The 17,517-nt window shown below is 66.0% G+C and carries 17 protein-coding genes; 8 read left to right on the forward strand and 9 right to left on the reverse strand.

The window, feature by feature from the left end:
* Positions 1–121: 121 nt before the first annotated feature.
* The 4 genes from JNG39_RS07595 to JNG39_RS07610 form a co-directional block, all read right to left on the reverse strand.
* Entirely contained in the window at positions 122–2,539 is a 2,418-nt protein-coding gene (locus JNG39_RS07595; protein ID WP_368310540.1) for a DEAD/DEAH box helicase, read from the reverse strand.
* A 66-nt stretch (positions 2,540–2,605) separates the two neighbouring features.
* Complete coding sequence (locus tag JNG39_RS07600; protein WP_368310541.1) at positions 2,606–2,830, reverse strand: hypothetical protein; 225 nt, start codon at positions 2,828–2,830, stop codon at positions 2,606–2,608.
* Between the two features lie 97 nt (positions 2,831–2,927).
* On the reverse strand, positions 2,928–3,167 hold the full coding sequence (locus JNG39_RS07605; RefSeq protein WP_368310542.1) for a hypothetical protein: 240 nt from the start codon (positions 3,165–3,167) through the stop codon (positions 2,928–2,930).
* A 77-nt stretch (positions 3,168–3,244) separates the two neighbouring features.
* Entirely contained in the window at positions 3,245–3,649 is a 405-nt protein-coding gene (locus JNG39_RS07610; protein ID WP_368310543.1) for a hypothetical protein, read from the reverse strand.
* A 130-nt stretch (positions 3,650–3,779) separates the two neighbouring features.
* Between JNG39_RS07610 and JNG39_RS07615 the strand changes: the two genes are divergently transcribed.
* Positions 3,780–4,184, forward strand: a complete 405-nt coding sequence (locus JNG39_RS07615; RefSeq protein ID WP_368310544.1) for a hypothetical protein — start codon at positions 3,780–3,782, stop codon at positions 4,182–4,184.
* A 36-nt stretch (positions 4,185–4,220) separates the two neighbouring features.
* Positions 4,221–4,607 carry a hypothetical protein gene (locus JNG39_RS07620; protein WP_368310545.1) on the forward strand — a complete coding sequence of 129 codons (387 nt, stop codon included), beginning with the start codon at positions 4,221–4,223 and terminating at the stop codon, positions 4,605–4,607.
* Positions 4,608–4,667: 60 nt separating this feature from the next.
* Here JNG39_RS07620 and JNG39_RS07625 read toward each other — a convergent pair whose 3' ends face one another.
* Both JNG39_RS07625 and JNG39_RS07630 read right to left on the reverse strand, forming a co-directional pair.
* Complete coding sequence (locus JNG39_RS07625) at positions 4,668–5,006, reverse strand: hypothetical protein (RefSeq protein WP_368310546.1); 339 nt, start codon at positions 5,004–5,006, stop codon at positions 4,668–4,670.
* Positions 5,007–5,061: 55 nt separating this feature from the next.
* Positions 5,062–5,784 carry a murein L,D-transpeptidase catalytic domain family protein gene (locus JNG39_RS07630; RefSeq protein ID WP_368310547.1) on the reverse strand — a complete coding sequence of 241 codons (723 nt, stop codon included), beginning with the start codon at positions 5,782–5,784 and terminating at the stop codon, positions 5,062–5,064.
* A gap of 135 nt (positions 5,785–5,919) precedes the next feature.
* Between JNG39_RS07630 and JNG39_RS07635 the strand changes: the two genes are divergently transcribed.
* The 5 genes from JNG39_RS07635 (at position 5,920) to JNG39_RS07655 (ending at position 10,756) form a co-directional block, all read left to right on the forward strand.
* Positions 5,920–7,653: a murein L,D-transpeptidase gene (locus tag JNG39_RS07635; RefSeq protein ID WP_368310548.1), complete on the forward strand. Its 1,734-nt coding sequence runs from the start codon at positions 5,920–5,922 to the stop codon at positions 7,651–7,653.
* 92 nt (positions 7,654–7,745) lie between these two features.
* On the forward strand, positions 7,746–8,477 hold the full coding sequence (locus JNG39_RS07640) for a 2OG-Fe dioxygenase family protein (protein ID WP_368310549.1): 732 nt from the start codon (positions 7,746–7,748) through the stop codon (positions 8,475–8,477).
* A gap of 86 nt (positions 8,478–8,563) precedes the next feature.
* Positions 8,564–8,926, forward strand: a complete 363-nt coding sequence (locus tag JNG39_RS07645; RefSeq protein ID WP_368310550.1) for a 2-hydroxyacyl-CoA dehydratase — start codon at positions 8,564–8,566, stop codon at positions 8,924–8,926.
* Positions 8,927–9,102: 176 nt separating this feature from the next.
* Positions 9,103–9,912, forward strand: a complete 810-nt coding sequence (locus JNG39_RS07650; protein WP_368310551.1) for a CHAD domain-containing protein — start codon at positions 9,103–9,105, stop codon at positions 9,910–9,912.
* Positions 9,913–10,021: 109 nt separating this feature from the next.
* Positions 10,022–10,756, forward strand: a complete 735-nt coding sequence (locus tag JNG39_RS07655; RefSeq protein ID WP_368310552.1) for a DUF1080 domain-containing protein — start codon at positions 10,022–10,024, stop codon at positions 10,754–10,756.
* A gap of 39 nt (positions 10,757–10,795) precedes the next feature.
* Here JNG39_RS07655 and JNG39_RS07660 read toward each other — a convergent pair whose 3' ends face one another.
* The 3 genes from JNG39_RS07660 to JNG39_RS07670 are packed head-to-tail and all read right to left on the reverse strand — an operon-like array spanning position 10,796 to position 16,398.
* Positions 10,796–11,914, reverse strand: a complete 1,119-nt coding sequence (locus JNG39_RS07660; protein WP_368310553.1) for a phosphatidylinositol-specific phospholipase C1-like protein — start codon at positions 11,912–11,914, stop codon at positions 10,796–10,798.
* Positions 11,915–11,934: 20 nt separating this feature from the next.
* Positions 11,935–14,184 (reverse strand): GH92 family glycosyl hydrolase, encoded by a 2,250-nt coding sequence (locus tag JNG39_RS07665; protein WP_368310554.1) that lies wholly within the window; start codon positions 14,182–14,184, stop codon positions 11,935–11,937.
* 21 nt (positions 14,185–14,205) lie between these two features.
* Positions 14,206–16,398, reverse strand: coding sequence for a TonB-dependent receptor (locus tag JNG39_RS07670; RefSeq protein WP_368310555.1), 2,193 nt, complete (start codon positions 16,396–16,398; stop codon positions 14,206–14,208).
* A 337-nt stretch (positions 16,399–16,735) separates the two neighbouring features.
* Here JNG39_RS07670 and JNG39_RS07675 point away from each other — a divergent pair, with 337 nt between their 5' ends.
* A complete protein-coding gene (locus JNG39_RS07675) occupies positions 16,736–17,470 on the forward strand; it encodes a TetR/AcrR family transcriptional regulator (RefSeq protein ID WP_368310556.1) in 735 nt (244 codons plus the stop codon).
* Positions 17,471–17,517 lie beyond the last annotated feature (47 nt).

Below are 17,517 nucleotides of genomic sequence, written 5' to 3' on the forward strand. Positions count from 1 at the left end.
ACCCCGCCTGCCGTGCCGGTCACTTTTCTACCGGAGGGGTGGGAGCCGATCGTATCGGCGAAAGAGCGTGCGGAAACGCCGGCCTGCCGTCGCAGGGCGGCAAGCTTCGAAGCCAGGTCGCTCACGCGCCCGCCCCCAGCAACTCGAGCACGCGTATCGCCAACGCCTTCGGCGTGATGTCGCGCCCTTCGTCCGCCGCCAGCACTGGTCCGACGCAGGCCGGACATCCTGCCTTGCAGTCGCAGCCCTGCAGCGTCTGCAAGGCGTGTCCCACCAGCTCCGGAGCCCGGCGGAACAACGGCTCGCTCAGACCCACGCCGCCGGGAAAGTTGTCGTACAGATAAACGGTGGGCAGGAAACGTTCAAGCATGTCCGGCCGTGTCAGGTCGCCGCCCTCCCCGCGCAACTGCCCTCGCCCGGAGGCGTCCACCTGCGCGGACCAGCCGCCGTCACCGGCACCCACCGCTTTCTGCAGGTCGCGCGGCTCGGCCATGACGGCGACCACCGCCGAGGTGTGCAGCGCGTACGCCGCACCAAGGAATCCGTCGAGGGCGTGCTGGCGCGAGCGGAACGCCACATCGAGCACCGTCTGCGGCAACTGCCACCACACGGCCGTCGTGTGGAGCTCCTGGTCGGGCAGGTTCACCGGCCCGTAGCCGATGTTCTCGTGCGTGTAGTAGCGGATCTTCTTGTAGCCCGAAACTCGGCGTACCACGTGGACCTCGCCGTGGCGCGCGCTACCGTCGCCCGCTTTCGCCCCATCGAAGCACTCCAGCTCCTTGAGCTTCGTGTAGTCGATGGCGTCGGTGTAGTAATCGACGCGCGTACGCGTGCAATACGCCTTGCGCCCGTCCCAGTCGAGTTTTTCCACCTGGTAAGGCACCGACTGCACCATGTGGATGGCACCTTCGTACAACGTGAGCGCGGCGGCGGAGTAATCCACCTCGGCGATGATGGTCTGCCGGCCCTCGGTGCGGTCCACCACCACGAAGTTGCCATCGGCGACCGAACGAAGGCTGACCGCGTTGGCCGGGTAGCTGTCGGCGATCCATTCCCAGCGCTCGCCCTCGCGATGCAGCACCTCCGATTCGGCAAGCACCTGGAGAAAGGGCTCGGCGTCGTCGGGACCGAAGGTGTCGCCCGCCACGAAAGGCAGTTCGAACGCGGCGCAACGGATGTGGTCGAGCAGGATCAGGGGCTGGTCGGGCTGGATGCGCGCATGCTCGGGACTGGCCTCGGTGAGGAAGGCCGGGTGACGCATCAGGTACTGGTCGAGCGGCGCACTGGTGGCCACCAATACGCCCAGCGACGGTTGCTGTCGACGCCCGGCCCGTCCGAAGCGCTGCCACGTGGCGGCGATGGAGCCCGGATAGCCGTTGAGTACCACGGCATCGAGGCTGCCGATGTCCACGCCCAGTTCGAGCGCCGAGGTGGACACGATGCCGTCGACGTCACCCGCGCGCATGTCCCGCTCCACCGCCCGGCGCTCCGTGGGCAGGTAACCGCCGCGATAGGCCCGGATGCGCGGAGGCTTGCGCGTGTCGTGGTCGAATACGTCTTTCAGGTACTTGGTGAGCACCTCCACCATCAGCCGCGACTGCGCGAAAACGAGCGTCTTCATCTTCGCCTTGATCGCCACGCGGGCAATGAGGCTGGTCTGCGAACGCGCCGATGCGCGCAACCCGAGATCGGGATTGATCACGGGCGGATTCCACAGCAGCACGTGCTTGTCGCCGCTGGGCGCGCCGCTGTCGGTGACGGTGTGCACCTCGTCCTCGATCAACGCCTCCGCATGCTGGGTGGCGTTGCCGATGGTGGCCGAGCACAGCACGAACTGCGGGCGCACGCCGTAGAAGGCGCAGATGCGGCGAAGCCGGCGCAGCACGTTGGCCAGGTGCGAGCCGAACACGCCGCGATAGGTGTGGATCTCGTCGATCACCACGTAACGCAGGTTCTCGAAGAACTGCGCCCACTTCGTGTGGTGCGGCAGGATGGCCTGGTGGAGCATGTCCGGGTTGCTCACCACCACGTCGCCGTGCAGTCGGATGGCCTGCCGTGCGTCGCCCGGCGTGTCGCCGTCGAAGGTGAACGCTTTCACGCCGAGTTCGCCGGCGCGGTTCAATTCCAGCAGCTCCGCCACCTGGTCTTGCGCCAGGGCCTTGGTGGGAAAGAGATAAAGCGCCTTGGCACCGGCCTCGAGCGCCGCGGCGACCACGGGCAAGGTGTAACAGAGCGTCTTGCCCGACGCCGTAGGCGTGGCCACCAGCACGTTCCGGCCCGCCCGCGCCGCCTCCCAGGCCTCTTGCTGGTGACTGTAAAGCCGCTCGATCCCACGCGTGGCCAGCGCCCTGGCCAACGGGGGCGGCAGGTCGTCGGGCAATGGAACGAACGAGCCTTCGCGACCGAACACGGTGAAGGCCGAGCAGACGCGGTCGCCGTATTTGTCGGTGAGGCGGTGCGCCAGGGTACGACCGTCATGGTGGGTCGCGAGGACGGCATCGGCCTCCGAGAGGCGTGTGGCTTGGAGGTAGGCGGCCATGGGCAGGTCGAGACGGCAATCGGGTGCCTCTTATCACTCCCGCCCATCTCATATCCTGCGACCGGACTATCCGTCGATGATGTCGGCGACCCGCCAGACGCCGTTTTCGTCCTCGACCTTGATGTCCACCTTTTGCCCCGACTGGGCACGAATCGACCCGATCAGGTTTCGGGCGTGCCGCATCGCTTCGTCACGCGTGGGGAACGTGCCGACCACGTCGGCATTGCGACGCACCGGCCACGCACCGCGCGGCGAATCCGTATAGGGGAGGTAGAGGGTGAGCTGGGACAAGCGTCGATTCCGGTCGGCGAGCCCATGTGGCCCGTCCTCGACGCTAGGCGGCGCTTTGTCGTGGAGGCGTTACGGCGCGGTGGCGGGCCGTCTCACGTCAGCTCGATTGGACCACTCGTGCGGCATCGAGCCAGTCGGCGTGCTTCACGCCCCGGTCCATCGCGGCATCGACCGCCGAACGCTCGTCACCGAATTCCTCGAGCAGGGAAATCATGACGAAGTCGCGCGGTCCCGCGTGGACGGCGGGCTCGACGATGTACGCGGCCTTCCAGGCACCGGTGGTGGTCCTGAGCGTTCGCACTTCAATGGAGTAACGGCCAACGATACGTCGATGCACGAGGTGGCCCCCTTTCAAGCCGGCGCCGCGGCGACGCCTCGATTCTTGCGCCACCGCGACGGAAAGCACAAGCCCCGTCAGGCCTTTGGCGCGTTCTGTGCCGAAAGCCCTTCACCATTGGCCGGAATCGTGAAGTTGCGCGTCTCGCCCTGGCCCACCGTGGCGTCGACATCCATGCGGTCAGCGCTGCAGGCGCCATGCGGCACCACGCTCAGCTTGCGAGCGCCCGAAGGCACGTGGAGCACCAGCTGCTGGCCGATTTCCATGTCCGCTACCGCTTTGTCGTCCACGTAGACGGCGCTGGAGCAACCGGCCCCCCAAAGGCCCTGGTCGCGCACGAGGTTGAGGGTGGCGTCGCCGTCACCGGGATCCTGGTTGGAGAACGTGGTGCTCGACAAAGTGTCGTGGATGCCGACGTGACGTTCGTTCTGGGTGGCGCAGCCGGCGAGCAGCACGGCGCCGGCGAGGACGAGGTAACGCATGGGATGGAACTCCTTCGGGTGAGGGTGAATCTCGCCTTCGTATAGGCCCTGCGTGCCGGAAACGCAAGCCGCGACGTTCCGTAGACGCGAGGCCGCCAAGAATCCCGCTCCACCCTACGAGGAGCACGCCATGGCCAGCCGCGACTGGATCGAGATCGAATCGTTCGAGGCCGTCGACGACAGCGGGCAGTTCGAGCGCCCGGACATTCCCCGGGTTGAGGCGATCCTCTCCGGCGCGCCGGAACGCGAGTGGCAGCAGTTCTTCCTCGTTCGCGCCCAATCGCTGGAGCAGGCGCATCCGGGCCTGCGGATGGAGATACTGGCCGACCGCCTGGGCTTCCATACCCGCGCGGCCCATGCCGAGGAAACCTGCCGGCTGGTTTACGAGGCCGTGATGGGCACGAACCACGATTTCGCGGCCCAGAAAGCGGCCGAGGAGAAGCGCGTCAACGACCGCAACGAGGAGGTGCGCCAGCTGGTCGACCGTATCAAGGAGGTGAATTCGAACTGGCCGCCGGAGCCCTCGCCGAACTGACGCCACAAACGCCTTTTTGCCAGCTAGACTGCGCCCATGAACCCAACCACCGCCGGTCGTTCCGCCCTCGTTTTCGACCGTGCCCCCATGGTCGCCGAAACCGTCGCCATGGTATTGACCGACGCGGGCTATACCGTCGAGCCCACCATGACGTACCGCGACGCCAAGCGCGCGTTCCATGGCATGTCCGACCTCGACCTCATGGTGATCCACGCCGACACGCCCGGAGAGCATCGCGGCGGCGCCTTGCTGCAGGCGGCCCTTCGCGACCGCCCGCATACGGCGATGGTGGTAGTGTCCAGCCGGCTCCCGCAGGACATCGCGCCCTTTCCCCGTTCGGCCGTCTTCCTGGAGAAGCCCTTCAGCCGCGACCAGTTGCTGGACGCGGTGGAGCGGGCCCGCAACGCACGCTCGACGCGCTGATACGGCCTCCGCGGGCCGGTGTGGGCGCGGACCGCGCCCACCGCTTCAGCCGGGCGCGCTTTACAGGCAGGCGATGGCTTCCTCGCGGAAACGGCCGTCGTAGTCGCCCTTGCCCTTCTGCAGCTCGTACATCACCACCTGGGCGCCCGCGGCGTTGGCGTGCACTTCCAGGCGCTCGTGCTTGCCGTCGTCGTTGGCGGTGACGGTGCCCTTGTCGTCCTTCGCGTCGCCCTTGGCGTCCTTCGACAAGGCCTGCCACTTCGGCACGATGCATTGCACGTACGCACTGACGCTCTTGTCGGTCTTGCTGCTGAGCTTGGGCAGGGTGTCTTTCATGCCGCTGGTGGCGCAACCGGCGAGTACGAGGCAGGCTGCGGACGCAAGGACGACGTATTTCATGCTGTGTTCCACGATGAAGTTCCGCGGATTCTAACGCGAGCGCGGTGCCCTGCGTTTACGTGCCCGGATTCGGGACACCGCGAGCCTCCGCCTTCGCCAGTTGGCTGGCGCTGCACTTGAGGTAGGGCGAAGAGGCCAGCCAGCGCTTGTCGGGGTAGTACGAAAACACCATCTGACCGCCCTTGAGGGCGTCGATGAGCTTGTGCGCGACCGCCAGGCGGACGGCCGGGCATCCCCAGCTGCGGCCGATGCGGCCGGCGACCTTCGCCATCGCCTCGTTCACGTAGGCCGCGCCGTGGATGACGATGGCGCGTGCCAGGGCCTGATCGTTCACGCCCGGCTCCAGGCCGCTCATGCGCAACGAGTAGCCGTTCTTGCCCATGTACGTGTCCGACGTGCGGAACAGGCCGATGCTCGAGGCCAGGCTCTCGGGCGCATTGGAGAACCGCGTGGCGTTGGCGTCGCCGCTGTTCTTGCCGTGGGCCACCAGCTCCTGGAAGAGAAGCTTGCGCTGGGCGATATCGAACACCCACATCCGCGGTTGCGAGGACGGCCGCGAGTAATCGATGACCGCCAGCCGGTCGGCGGGTTTGCCATCCTGCGTCTGGGCGCATTCCGCCGCATCCACCGCCATTTCGATGACTTTCGGGTCGGCCGATGGCGCAAGGCGCGCCAGCGCCTCACCGAGCGTATCGGCGGCATGGGCTTGGGAGGGAAGGAAAAACAGGGCGCCAAGAAGGGGCGCGCACGCGATCAGCGAACGGAACGGACGGATCATCGGGACAGCCGGCAAACAGGTATCGGTCGATGCTAACGCGCTGGTCATTCCTTGACCACAATTCCGTCACATCGCTGCCCTTCATATAGGTGAAGGGTTAAGAAACCCCGCCGTCAAACCACGGATCGATAGACCATGACTATGGAAATTCGGCCACGCGCCATCATTGTGGGCATCGCGCTTGCCGTCATGCCCATGCTCGGCATGGCGCAGGTGCTTCCGGCCCCGAGTTCCACGCCATCCCCTCCCCCCATCGTCGCGCCGGATCCCGCCGATATCGCCACCGCTGTGGCCCCGCCGCCCCCGCCGATGGACGATCCGATGGCGCAGGCCATTTATGCCCGCATCCAGCGGATGACGCCCTTGCAGGGTGGACCGTTGCCCCGCCAGGATGCCGCGATAGGCAAGGCCGTCTCCGATTTCTACGCCCAGCGACATTACGCGGCCGCCTGGGCCGACGAGGACAACGTGCGCCAACTGCTTGTCGGCCTCGCCTCCATGGACGGCGACGGCCTGCTGCCCGAGGACTATCACCTTTCCGCGCTCAAGGCGGCGTTCGGCGACCCCGGCTGGAAGGACGCGCCGCCCGCTCGTCGCGCCGACGTGGAAATCGAAGCCAGCGCCGCCTACATCACCGCGCTGATCCAGCTGGCACGAGGCAAGGTCGATCCGATGCGCCTCGATCCCGCCTGGAATTTCGATCCGGCGGTGATCGATCCGCAACAGGGCATGTCGATGCTGCAAACCTCCATCGAGGAGCGCAGCGTCGAACAGGCCTTCGCCATGGCCCGGCCGCAGCATCCCCTGTACGCGAAACTTCGCGGCGCCCTGGCGGACCTGCGCGAGCAAGCCGCGAACGGCGGATGGCCCGTCGTACCCGACGGGCCCACGCTCAAGCCCGGCATGACCGATCCACGCGTGGCCTCGCTGCGCCGGCGGCTGGTCGCCGGAGGGTATCTCGATCCCACGCTGGCCACCGGCGAGCGTTTCGACAATCCGCTGGCCGATGCGACGAAGCGGTTCCAGGCCGATCAGTACCTGCATGCCGAAGGCCATGTCGGCACCGACACGCTTGCCGCCCTGAACGTGCCGATCGCCGAACGCATCGGCCAGGTGCGGGTGAACATGGAGCGCGCACGATGGCTGCTGCACGCGTTGCAGGGCACCTTCGTCGTGGTCGACGTGGCGGGCTACAAGATACGCTTCTACCGTGACGGCCAACCCGTCTGGACCTCCCGCGTGCAGGTGGGCAAGCCCTATCGCAGCACGCCGATCTTCCGCTCGCAGATCACCTACGTCACCTTCAACCCGACCTGGACGATCCCGCCCACCATCCTGAAGAACGACGTACTGCCGAAGATCCGGCGCAACCCGGGCTACCTCGCGGCCAATCGCATCCGCGTGCTCGACAGCGCGGGCAACCGGCTTTCGCCAGCCAGCGTCGACTGGGCCAATCCGCGTGGCATCACGTTGCGCCAGGACGCCGGCCCAGGGAATTCGTTGGGTCGGGTGGTCATCCGCTTCCCCAACTCGTTCGCGGTGTACCTGCACGACACGCCGCACCAGGAACTCTTCGAGCAGGCCAAACGCGACACCAGCTCCGGCTGCATCCGCGTGGAGCACCCGCTCGAGCTGGTGCAATTGCTGTTCAACGATCCGGAGAAATGGAACCGCGAAGCGATCGATGCGCGCATCGACGCGGGCAAGACGCAGAACGTCACGCTTCCCACGGCCGTGCCCGTATTGCTCGCCTACTGGACAGTGGATGTCGACGACGACGGCAAGCTCGCCTACAAGCCCGACATCTACCAGCGCGATGGCGCGCTGCTCGCCGCCCTGGACCGTCCCCAGCCTTTGCAAGCTCCCTGAGGGACCGGCGGCTTCGCCGCGGGCGAGTGCGCGGGAGGGTGCGGCTTTTCGCCCATATTCCCGCTGGCGATGGCAGGTGCAACAATTCGTCCATGAATCCTTCCCCCGAAGCGGCCGAAACCCTCCTCCACGATCAGGTCCGGGACGAGGGCTTCGCCTTCGTGCACGGTACCGACATGCGCCGGCTGTTCGAGCACACCGCGCCGTTGTCCGATTGGGAAGCCTTCGCCGCGAGCTGGAGCGCGCTCGAGCCGGATACGTACCTCGCCGCCACCGGCCGTTTCCGCCGCCGTCGCCATGCGACCTACGTGGCCTCGCAACACGGTCCGATCGAACGCAAGCCACACCAGGCGCACTTTCAGACGCTGGCGTACAACACGCTGCAGGGCGACATCGAGCGCTGGTTCGAACCGGTGCTGCCCGAGATCGCCGACGGCGCGAGCATGCACGCCATCCTCGATTACTGCCGCGACGTCTTCGGAAGACTGTCGCCCGACGTACCCCACTGGCACGTCGAGGTGCACCAGTTCCGCATCGAGGCCACGGCGGGCGCGTCGGGCGAACCCACGCCGGAAGGCAGCCACCGCGACGGCGTGGACTACGTGCTCGTGCTGCTGGTCGATCGCGAAAACATCGCCAGCGGCACCACCACCATCCACTCGCCGGACGGCCGGGCACTGGGCGAATTCACCCTGACCAAGCCACTCGACGCGGCATGGATCCACGATCCGCGGGTATTCCACGGCGTGACGCCGGTGACGCCCATCGATCCGTCCAGGGCCTCGCATCGCGACGTACTGGTGGTGACGTTCCGCGGTGACTGAATCCACGGCGATTGGGCGAAATTCTCAAAGGTTCGGCGACAAATCCGTGTAATAATGGGATTTTTCACCGCATTGAACCATTCGCGATGAATTCGTCAGGCAAATACGATTTCCGCCAGTTCCAGGAGGAACTCGCCGCCCTCGATCGCCAGATCGCCGGTCGCTCACCCGAGCCCACGCCCCCACCCCCGCCGAAAGCCGAACCCGCTCCCAAGCCGGCGCCAAAGCCGCGTGGGCGGCCGAAGAAGGTCGATCCGCTGGCCGGCGCCCGCGAGGAATTCGACGCCTTGCGCCAACGCTACAGCCTCACGGTGGCCGACGTGGTCGCCTGGTTCCCTCCCGAAGAAGGCATCGCCTACCTGCAGGGCCTGCTGGAGGTCAAACCGCGTCGACGCCGCAAGTCGGCTGATGCGGATGCTCCGGCCGAAAACGACGGCGGCGAGGGCTGAACCTCCGAAGCCGTACTGAATCCGCAGCGACACGCGGGCGGATTCAACGAGGCGAGCGCCGGATGCGTCGGGGTCTCCTGCCCTGACGAACCACCGATGCAGGGCCAGCGGCGCTCTTGTCGGTCAAGATGACGAAGCCGGGTCACTCCCGCCGGTCATCCATGGTATGTAACGGCATGACCCTGCCCATGCCGCCCTCGACGGTCGCCGACGCCCTGGCCTCCCTGGCCGCTCGCGAATCCCGGCGGGCCATCCGCGCGCTGTCGGATACCTCCGACCGTCACAAGGGCGTGCACGAGGCGCGTAAATCGATCCGCCGGCTGAAAAGCCTCCTTGCCTTGGGCGCGGGACGTTTTGGCAAGGCGCTGGAGCCGACCTGGGCCGAGCTGTCGTCGCTCGCCACGGGACTGTCGTCGCTGCGGGACGCGCACGTGGCCGCGACCATCGCACGCGGCGTCGCCGGCGAACGACCCTCCCCGCCGTGGAAACGAGCCATCGGCCTGCTCGAGGCACGCCGCGACGCGAAGCTCGACGACGCCCTGCGAAAAGACCCCGCCTTCCGCCGCCGCCGACAGCGACTGGCGGATGTCGGGGCGCAGATCCAGTCGCTGCCATGGAGCAAGCTCGAACGTCGTGACGTCGAAAAGGCCCTGGCCCGCTCCGAGCGTCGCGTGTCGAACGCGGAAGCGCGCGCGATGGATCGGGGCACCGATATCGACCACCACCGCTGGCGCCGCCGTGCCCGACGGTTGCGCATGCAGTTGGAGTTCTGGCGCAAGGCACTGAAAGCGATGGAGGCGTCGTCGCATCATCGAGGACACCATGACAAGACCGCTCTGAAGAAGATGTCGGAGCTGTCGGACGCGCTGGGCGCGCGACAGGACCTGCGCTCGCTGCGCCGCGTACTGCGCACCCTGGACGGCGTGGGCCCGCTGGCGCCGTTGCTCGACGACATTCGGCAGGCGCTGAAAGCGCAGGCTGCGTAAAGCACACAGCCAGGACATGTCGTCACCGGCAATTTCATACGGACGTCCAAACGATGGCAACGCCGGCTGAACGGGAGTACGCTCGGCGTTCCCTTCCCCGGAGCACGTCATGTCCCGAACAGTTTTCAAGGTCGTCGCCCTCGCCTGCATGGCCGCCCTCCCCGTCCACGCCGCCGACACGGCCAACGCGAAGGATGACCAGGGTTGGGTGTCGCTTTTCGACGGCAAGAGCCTCGCCGGTTGGCACTCCTTCAACCAGAAGGGGACGGGCAAGGCCTGGAGCGTGGACGATGGCGCGATCCGCCTGGAGCGCGGCCACAAGGCCGCCGACGCCGACGTGGCCGATCTCGTCAGCGACAAGGAATACGAAAACTTCGACCTGAAGCTCGAGTGGAAAATGACCGCCTGCGCGGACGCCGGCATCATGTTCAACGTCAACGAGTCGCCCAAATATCATTACACCTGGGAAACCGGCCCCGAAATGCAGATTGCCGACCTGGTCTGCACCAAGCCCGACAGCTATACGCTCTACGAGCGCTCGGGCGACCTGTTCGACATGATCTCGTCCCGCGTCGAAAACGTGCTCGAGCACGGCAACTGGAACCAGATCGAGATCATCGTCGACCACGGCCACGTGCAGTTCTTCCAGAACGGCTACAAGACGGTGGATACTACGATGTGGACGCCGGAATGGAACGCCCTGGTGTCGAAGACCAAGTTCGCGAAGATGCCGGGCTACGGCCTCTTCCACAAGGGCCGCATCTCGCTGCAGGGCGGCGAGGACAAGGGCGTGGAACCGATCCACATCTGGTTCCGGAATATCCGCATCAAGGAACTGGGCTGACGGGCGTTTACCGCCCGCCAGGCCGGGGCACGCTCGGCGTCAGTGATCGAGACTCCCGCTACGGCAGCTCTTCGGCGCGTTGAGCAGGTTGCACCGCACATGCACGGCGTTCGGGAAACCCACGGCATAGCCCGCTGCCGAGGGCTCACCCGCCGGATAGTCCGTGCTGATCAGCTGGGCGCCGCTGGCGAGTACCACGTCGCGACGCGAGCCGTCGTTGCGAAGGCCCTGCCCCTGCGCCGGATCGTCGGTGCGCGCACGCACGAGGTAGCCGTGCGACACGAGGTCGTCGATCTTCGCCTTGTCGCATTCGTTGCACTCGGTGAACGCGGCGTCGGCCTCGCCCGGCGTGGCGTTGGTGAAAGCGACGCGACCGCGCAACGAGGGATGTCCATCGGTATACACCGATTCGACCTTGCGCTGGTCGAGCAGGAACACGACCTTGCCGCGCGCGGCGTCGATCGTGGGCCAACCGCCATCCCGAACCGCGGCGTCGAGCGTGTCGTGGTGACCCCGCACGTCATCGGGCACGATGGTCTCATCGCGCGGAAAGACCGAGCCAATCTCCCTGTCGAGCGCATCGAACACGGCCGGCGTGAAGCGCTCGGGAGTCACCGTCGGCATCTTGACCTTCAGGGGTTCTTCCTTTGTCTCCAGCAACACGAACAGCGGCGAGTGCCGCGGGTGGGCCTTCGACCATGCGCGCAATTCCTCCAGGCACGCCACGAAGGGCTGGCAGGTGCTGCGCTGATCGAAGCCCTGGATATGCATCACCTTGAAGCCCGGCTTTTCCCACACACCCGGCGCCGCCGTCGGCGGATCGGCCGGCAGGCCGTTCACGGCGATCATGTGGTCGATCACCGGGTCGCGGTAGAGACCGCCCTTCGCATCCGAATAGACGTCGATCTCCACCTGCCGCACGCCGTCGTCGAGCTGGCGGGTGAGCGACGGATGGCTGTAGTCGATGGCGGCGAACTGCTGCGCCGCCTCCTTCATCATCACCTTGCGGGCGCTGGGCGCGAAACCGGCGTGATAGCTGTTGTGCGTACCGATCACCTGGATCTGGTTGATCCGCACCGCGTCGGCACCGGCGACCGGCATCGCCGCGAACATCGTGCCGACGGCCATCGCCAGCACATGGAAACGGTTGAACATCATCGTATTTCTCCGTCAACGGTTCAGCGGGACGATCGCGAGCAAAGGGTGAAGCCAGGATCGGACATCGACGGCGGCGGCATGACGGTACCCCACGACGACGGCGTCGGCCCCATCACCAGCGTCAGTTGTCCGCCCCTGGCGATCTGGCCATGGCGGAACCATGCCGTATCCAGCCGCTGGCCGTCGAGCGTGGCCGACTGCACGTAGCGGTTGGTGTGGTCGGGGGTGAAGTGCTCGGCATGCACGCGGAAGATCCGGCCGCCGCCCAGGTCGACGGCCGAATCGGCGAAGGCGGGCGTGCCGATCAGGTACACGTCCTGGCCCGGGTTCGGATAGAAGCCCATCGACTGGAACGCATACCAGCTCGACATCGCGCCCGAATCGTCGTTGCCCGGAATACCGCCCTTCGTGTCGTTGAACGCACGTTCGAGAAAGGTGGTCACCCGATCCGCCGTCCGGTCCGGACGACCCGCCCAGAGGTAGAGATCGGGCACCAGGAAACCCGGTTCGTTGGTGATGTCGAAGTGCAGGTTGTCGAAGGTGGTATCCAGCCGTTTGACGAAGGCCTCCTTGCCGCCGGACATCTCGACCAGCCGACGCACGTCCTGGGGCGCGTAGATGGAGTACGTCCACAGGTCGCCTTCGTAGTAGAAGTCGGGCCACGTGCCGCGGCGCACCAGGTACTGGGGCGCCCAACTGCCGTCGGCGTTGCGCGGACGCAAGAAGCCCTTCACGCCCTCATGCTCGTCGCCGGCATCCCACAGGTTGGTCCAGTTGCCCGCGTGCCTCGTGTACAGCGCTGCCTGCTCGGGCCTGCCCAGGCCGCAGGCGACTTCGGCGATGGTGAAGTCGTCATAGGCGTATTCGACCGTGCGCGATCCCGCGCGCTCCGTCGGCAGGGCCACGTAGCCCAGCGTGTTGTACGTATCGAGGCCGCCGCGACCTTCCTTGCGCGCGTCGGCCGGCGGTACGGTAGCGTCCTTCAGCATCGCCTCGAAGGCCGCCTTGTAGTCGATGCCGGAGAGTCCCTTCACGAACGCGTCCGCCACCAGCACGTCGGCGTTGCTGCCGCCCTGCGTGCGGCCGTTGTCGTTGCCCACGCGCGCGTCGGGCATGTAGCCCGCATGGCGGTAGGTATCCACGAGCGAGCGAACGATGTCCCGCTGGCGGTCCGGCGCAATGAGCGTGAGCAGCGGCCCCTGGCTGCGGAAGGTGTCCCAGATCGCCTGGAAATCGTCGTAGTACGGCTCGGACGACGTCCATTTCGGGTTCTCGCCCGTGTGGTCCGACGGCATCATCATCGTGTGGTACAGCGCCGTGTAGAACGTGCGGCGCTGCGCGACATCGCCCCCAGCCACCTCGATGCGGGCCAGGGCCCTGTTCCATGCCGCCACCGCGGCCTGGCGGACGTCGTTGAAGCGAAAATCGCGCACTTCGCCGCGCGCGTTGCGCCGAGCCTGGTCGAGGCTGACGAAGGAGATGCCTACCTTCGCCTGGATCGCCTGCCCCGCTTCCACCTTGTAATCGAACGACACACCGACCGGCGTGGGGCCCGCGGCGTGCACATCGCGGTCCGTGCCGAGCTTGCCGCCCAGCCAGGTACGGGTGCCGCCGGCGGGCGTGTCCGTCATCATGTCGAAGTAAACGTCGTAGCGACCGCCTTCGTTCCAGCCGCCGGCGTAATGCGCCACGCCGACGACCTCCGTCGGCGACACCACCTTGAGGTCGGCGCCGAGGAATTTCTGCGACTCCTCGCCCTTGCCGGGCACCAGCAGGTCGAGGTCGAGCGTGATGTGCGCGTCGCCGGTCCGGCTGAACGTATAGCGATGCACGCCCGTGCGGCGCGTCGCGGTCAGTTCCGCGTGCACGCCGTAGCCAGGCAGGTCCACCGCGTAATACCCCGGGCTGGCCTGCTCGTTGGCGCGTGGCGAATGGAAATCGCCGGGACGCACCTCGCCGGTGACCGGCATGACCCGGATATTGTCGTACTTGCCCGATCCGCCGCTCAGGTGCAGATGGCTGAATCCACGGATCTCGCCCGTACTCTTGAAGCCCTTGCGATACCCGTAGCCGAATACGTCGGGACCGAGCTTGACCATGCCGAAGGGCGTTGTCGCGCCCACGAACACGTCGCCGAACCAGTCCGAACCGATGAACGGATCGACCTCGCTCACGTGGTCGGCGGCCGACGCCGGCAGCGCCGACATCGTGACGACCAGGGTCAGCGCGACGGCGAGTGCCGGGCGCGCGATGGAAACCTTGCTGTGCATCTTCGATAACCCCTTGCCCGATCAGAACGTATAGGTGACCTGCGCCGTGTAGTTGCGCTCCGCCAGGTAGTAGTACGTCGGGTCGGTGGCCGCGCCGTTGCCCTGGATCGCCGTGCGATGGTCGAACAGGTTATTGGTGGAGAGTTGCACCCTGAGGTCAGGCGTGATGCGGTACCCGATGTTGAAGTTGGTGTAGTTGTACTTCGGCAGCCTGGTATGGGGGTTGTAGGTGTTGCCGGCGGTCTCGCCGGTGCCGGTGAAGCGCGTGCCCACGTACTTGACCAGGAACGAGCCGTACAGCGCGCCCTGGTCGTAGATGAATCCCACGTCGGCCGTCGACAGCGGCGCGTTGGCAATCTGCAGGTGCGTGGTCTTCGAGTAGGCCGAATTGATGCTGCCGTTGGCGGTGAAGCTGAGGCCGGAGTCGCCCAGCATCGTCGTGAACTCGCCTTCCACGCCCTTGTAGATCACGCCACCCTGGTTGGTGAATACGCTGATGAGCGAGCCGCCCGGGCCGATCGGTTCCTCGACGCTGGTGACCAGGTTGTTGAAGTCGATGTAGTACACGTCGAGATCGGCAACCATCGATGGGGTCTTCCAGACCACGCCGGCCTGGTAGTTGGTGGTCTTCTGTGGTTCGACGTTGCCCTGGTCGCCGCCCTGGAGGATGTTCACCTTGGGCGCCTGGAAACCCTTGGCCACCTGCAGGTACACCGAGAGGTTTGGCTGGATGCGGTAGTTGGCACCCATCGAGCCCAGCGTGGTACTGAAGTGGCCCGCGCCGCCAACCGGCAGGAAGTTGGACACGCCCTCGAGCGTGCGGTCGAACACGATCTGCTTCACGCCCGGGGTGATGGTGAGGTTGTCGACCGGGCGCCATTCCCACTCGAGGTAGCTCTGCGTGGTGTTGGTGTGCTGGCGGGTCGTGATGATGTTCGCGCTCTTGGCCGTCGAGAAGATGCGCGGATCCATCGTGGCAAGGTCGACCGTCACCTGGTCCTGGTTTTGCGAGGTGCGCTCGGCCCAGATGCCGGCGCGCAGCGTGCTGTCGAGCCAGCCGTCGCCCAGGTCCTTCTCGGCGGTGAGCATGTCACCCACGGCGCGATAGCGACTATGGTTGATCGCGCCCGGTACGCCGCCGTCCGGCAGAAGCACGTCGTTCGGCGTCTTGCCCAGCAGGTCCACCCCACCAGGGCCGCTGTCGCGCAGGCCGTAAGTGTAGAACTTGTCGTCGAAGCGGATCGAGCCGTAGTCGCCGTGCAGTTGCAGGTATTCGAAGTCGGCGTGGCGGTCGTCGATGTTGTAGTCGTAGAAGCCCTGCGACAGCGGATCGTCGTTGAGGCCGCCGAAATCGAGGCCGAACCTGTCGGTCTGGCGCTTCGGCTGGCCGGTGAAGGTGTTCCACTTCACTTTGTTGTAGTCGGCCACGAGGGTCAGCGTGGTGTTATCGCCCAGCGGCTGGTCCACCTTGAACAGCACGTTGTCCTGGCGGAAGCCGGCATCCTTGAGCAAGCCGTCGGATTCGGTGTGGCTGTAGTTGACCGAACCCTCGGTGCCGATCTTGTTCATCTCGCCGGTGTTGCCTTCGCCGGCTACCTGCCAGGTGGAGCCACTGCCGTACATCGCCGACACCTGGCCCGACGGCTTGTCGGTGGTGGGCGCCGAGTACAGCGCGATGGTGCCGCCGAAGGTCGCGTTGCCGAAGTTGCTCGCCATGCCCGGACCGCGGTCGACCACCACCTTGTCCAGCGACGGACCAGGGAAGAACGCGGTGGTGGCGTGGCCGAAGGCACCGGGATCGCCGAACGGAATGCCATCGAAGGTCACGTCGTATTCACCGTCCTGGAAGCCTCGCACCGTGGCGCTCTTGCTCGACAGACCCGCGCCGTTGGGCGAGGCGTTCACCGCCGAAGGCGTGAGTTCCATCACGGCGAGGTAGTCCGCCTTGGGCGTCGCGATCGTCTCGATGAACCTGCGGCTCAACACCGACTGCGGCTCCATCTCGAACAGGTTGCCCTGCGTGGTGGGAAGCGCGGCGGCGGTGCCGGGGGGAGCGCGATTGGGATCGTCGAGGTCGGCGGAGACGGCCACGCCCTGCAGGTTCGTGGCGTCCTTCTTCTTTTTCGTGGCGGCGTCCAGGTCGTCCGCGATGGCGGCGTTGACGGCAGCGGCGAGGACGGCCAAGCCCAGGCCGATACGTATTGCGTGATGCATAAGCCAAATAACTCCTGCGCAAGAACGACCGCGCGGCTCGCGCCGCGACTGCCGTGCCCGGGGAAAAGGGCGGAAAGAATTCGAATGCGTTCGGGTGACTTCGGGGAGGGGTTGACGTAAAACAGTAGTGAAAACTACTTTTTAAAAATGACAGTGTTTTGACGTTTTCGTGGCCTGATCCCGTGGCACCTCCGTATGGCGCGAATGCATGTCAGCATTGCGCCGCATGCATGGCTCGACGCTGCGGAACGCGTGGTTCGGCGAGCCTTTTCCCATCGCAATTCCGTATCATCTGAAACCAAATCGGCAAGGCATCCATGAAGAAAGAGGAATGGACATGCAAGGAACCACGATGAACCGGGCGAAACCCGGCAAGCGTTCGGCCGCCAAGACGTCCATCCGTCTGGATACCAAGCAGCAGCCCATGCAGCAGCGTGCGCAGGAGACCTTCGAAGCCATCCTCGGCGTCACCGGCCGGCTGCTCGGCGAGGTCGGCGTCGAGCGCCTTTCGACCAACCTCATCTGCGAAAAGGCGGGCATCTCGCCGCCCGCCCTGTATCGCTACTTCCCCAACAAGTACGCGATCCTCAACGAACTGGGCGAGCGCCTGATGAAGCACCAGAACCGCGCGTACAGGGAGTGGCTCGAGCAGGAGAAGGCGACCCCCTACGACGGTTCGCGGGACGACAGCATCCGGAGCCTGCGCGACATGCAGACGGCGATCAACGCCGCCACGCGGCGCTTCCCCGGGGCCATCTGGATCATGCGCGCGCTCCGCGCGGTGCCCACGCTGCGCCATATCCGCCTGGATTCGCACGACGACGTCACCGAAACCACCTACCAGGGGCTGCGGCATCGCTACCCTGGCGCCGACGAGGCCGCACTGCGCGTGGCCATGCGCCTGTCCACCGAGGTGATGTACTCGGCCACGGAAATGGCGGTGGACAACCCCCAGATCGACGAGAATCTCATCAACACGGAAGTCGCCGAGATGGTCGTGCGTTATTTCGACAAATTCGTCGAGGCGGAGGAAATGTACAAAAAGAAGCCGAAGACCGGGCGTCGGCGATGAACTGCTGCTAAAGTCGCCGACTGCGCGCATCCCCAGCGCCCCGCCAT

This window comes from Luteibacter sp. CQ10 (assembly GCF_040900725.1).
In the GTDB taxonomy this organism is placed as follows: domain Bacteria; phylum Pseudomonadota; class Gammaproteobacteria; order Xanthomonadales; family Rhodanobacteraceae; genus Luteibacter.

Coding starts and splice junctions, on each gene's coding strand:
- JNG39_RS07670 (WP_368310555.1), bottom strand. CDS start 16,398: ATGCATCACGCAATACGTATCGGCCTGGGCTTGGCCGTCCTCGCCGCT.
- JNG39_RS07610 (WP_368310543.1), bottom strand. CDS start 3,649: ATGCGTTACCTCGTCCTCGCCGGCGCCGTGCTGCTCGCCGGCTGCGCC.
- JNG39_RS07675 (WP_368310556.1), top strand. CDS start 16,736: ATGCAAGGAACCACGATGAACCGGGCGAAACCCGGCAAGCGTTCGGCC.
- JNG39_RS07665 (WP_368310554.1), bottom strand. CDS start 14,184: ATGCACAGCAAGGTTTCCATCGCGCGCCCGGCACTCGCCGTCGCGCTG.
- JNG39_RS07630 (WP_368310547.1), bottom strand. CDS start 5,784: ATGATCCGTCCGTTCCGTTCGCTGATCGCGTGCGCGCCCCTTCTTGGC.
- JNG39_RS07650 (WP_368310551.1), top strand. CDS start 9,103: ATGACCCTGCCCATGCCGCCCTCGACGGTCGCCGACGCCCTGGCCTCC.
- JNG39_RS07615 (WP_368310544.1), top strand. CDS start 3,780: ATGGCCAGCCGCGACTGGATCGAGATCGAATCGTTCGAGGCCGTCGAC.
- JNG39_RS07625 (WP_368310546.1), bottom strand. CDS start 5,006: ATGAAATACGTCGTCCTTGCGTCCGCAGCCTGCCTCGTACTCGCCGGT.
- JNG39_RS07635 (WP_368310548.1), top strand. CDS start 5,920: ATGACTATGGAAATTCGGCCACGCGCCATCATTGTGGGCATCGCGCTT.
- JNG39_RS07620 (WP_368310545.1), top strand. CDS start 4,221: ATGAACCCAACCACCGCCGGTCGTTCCGCCCTCGTTTTCGACCGTGCC.
- JNG39_RS07595 (WP_368310540.1), bottom strand. CDS start 2,539: ATGGCCGCCTACCTCCAAGCCACACGCCTCTCGGAGGCCGATGCCGTC.
- JNG39_RS07640 (WP_368310549.1), top strand. CDS start 7,746: ATGAATCCTTCCCCCGAAGCGGCCGAAACCCTCCTCCACGATCAGGTC.
- JNG39_RS07660 (WP_368310553.1), bottom strand. CDS start 11,914: ATGATGTTCAACCGTTTCCATGTGCTGGCGATGGCCGTCGGCACGATG.
- JNG39_RS07655 (WP_368310552.1), top strand. CDS start 10,022: ATGTCCCGAACAGTTTTCAAGGTCGTCGCCCTCGCCTGCATGGCCGCC.
- JNG39_RS07645 (WP_368310550.1), top strand. CDS start 8,564: ATGAATTCGTCAGGCAAATACGATTTCCGCCAGTTCCAGGAGGAACTC.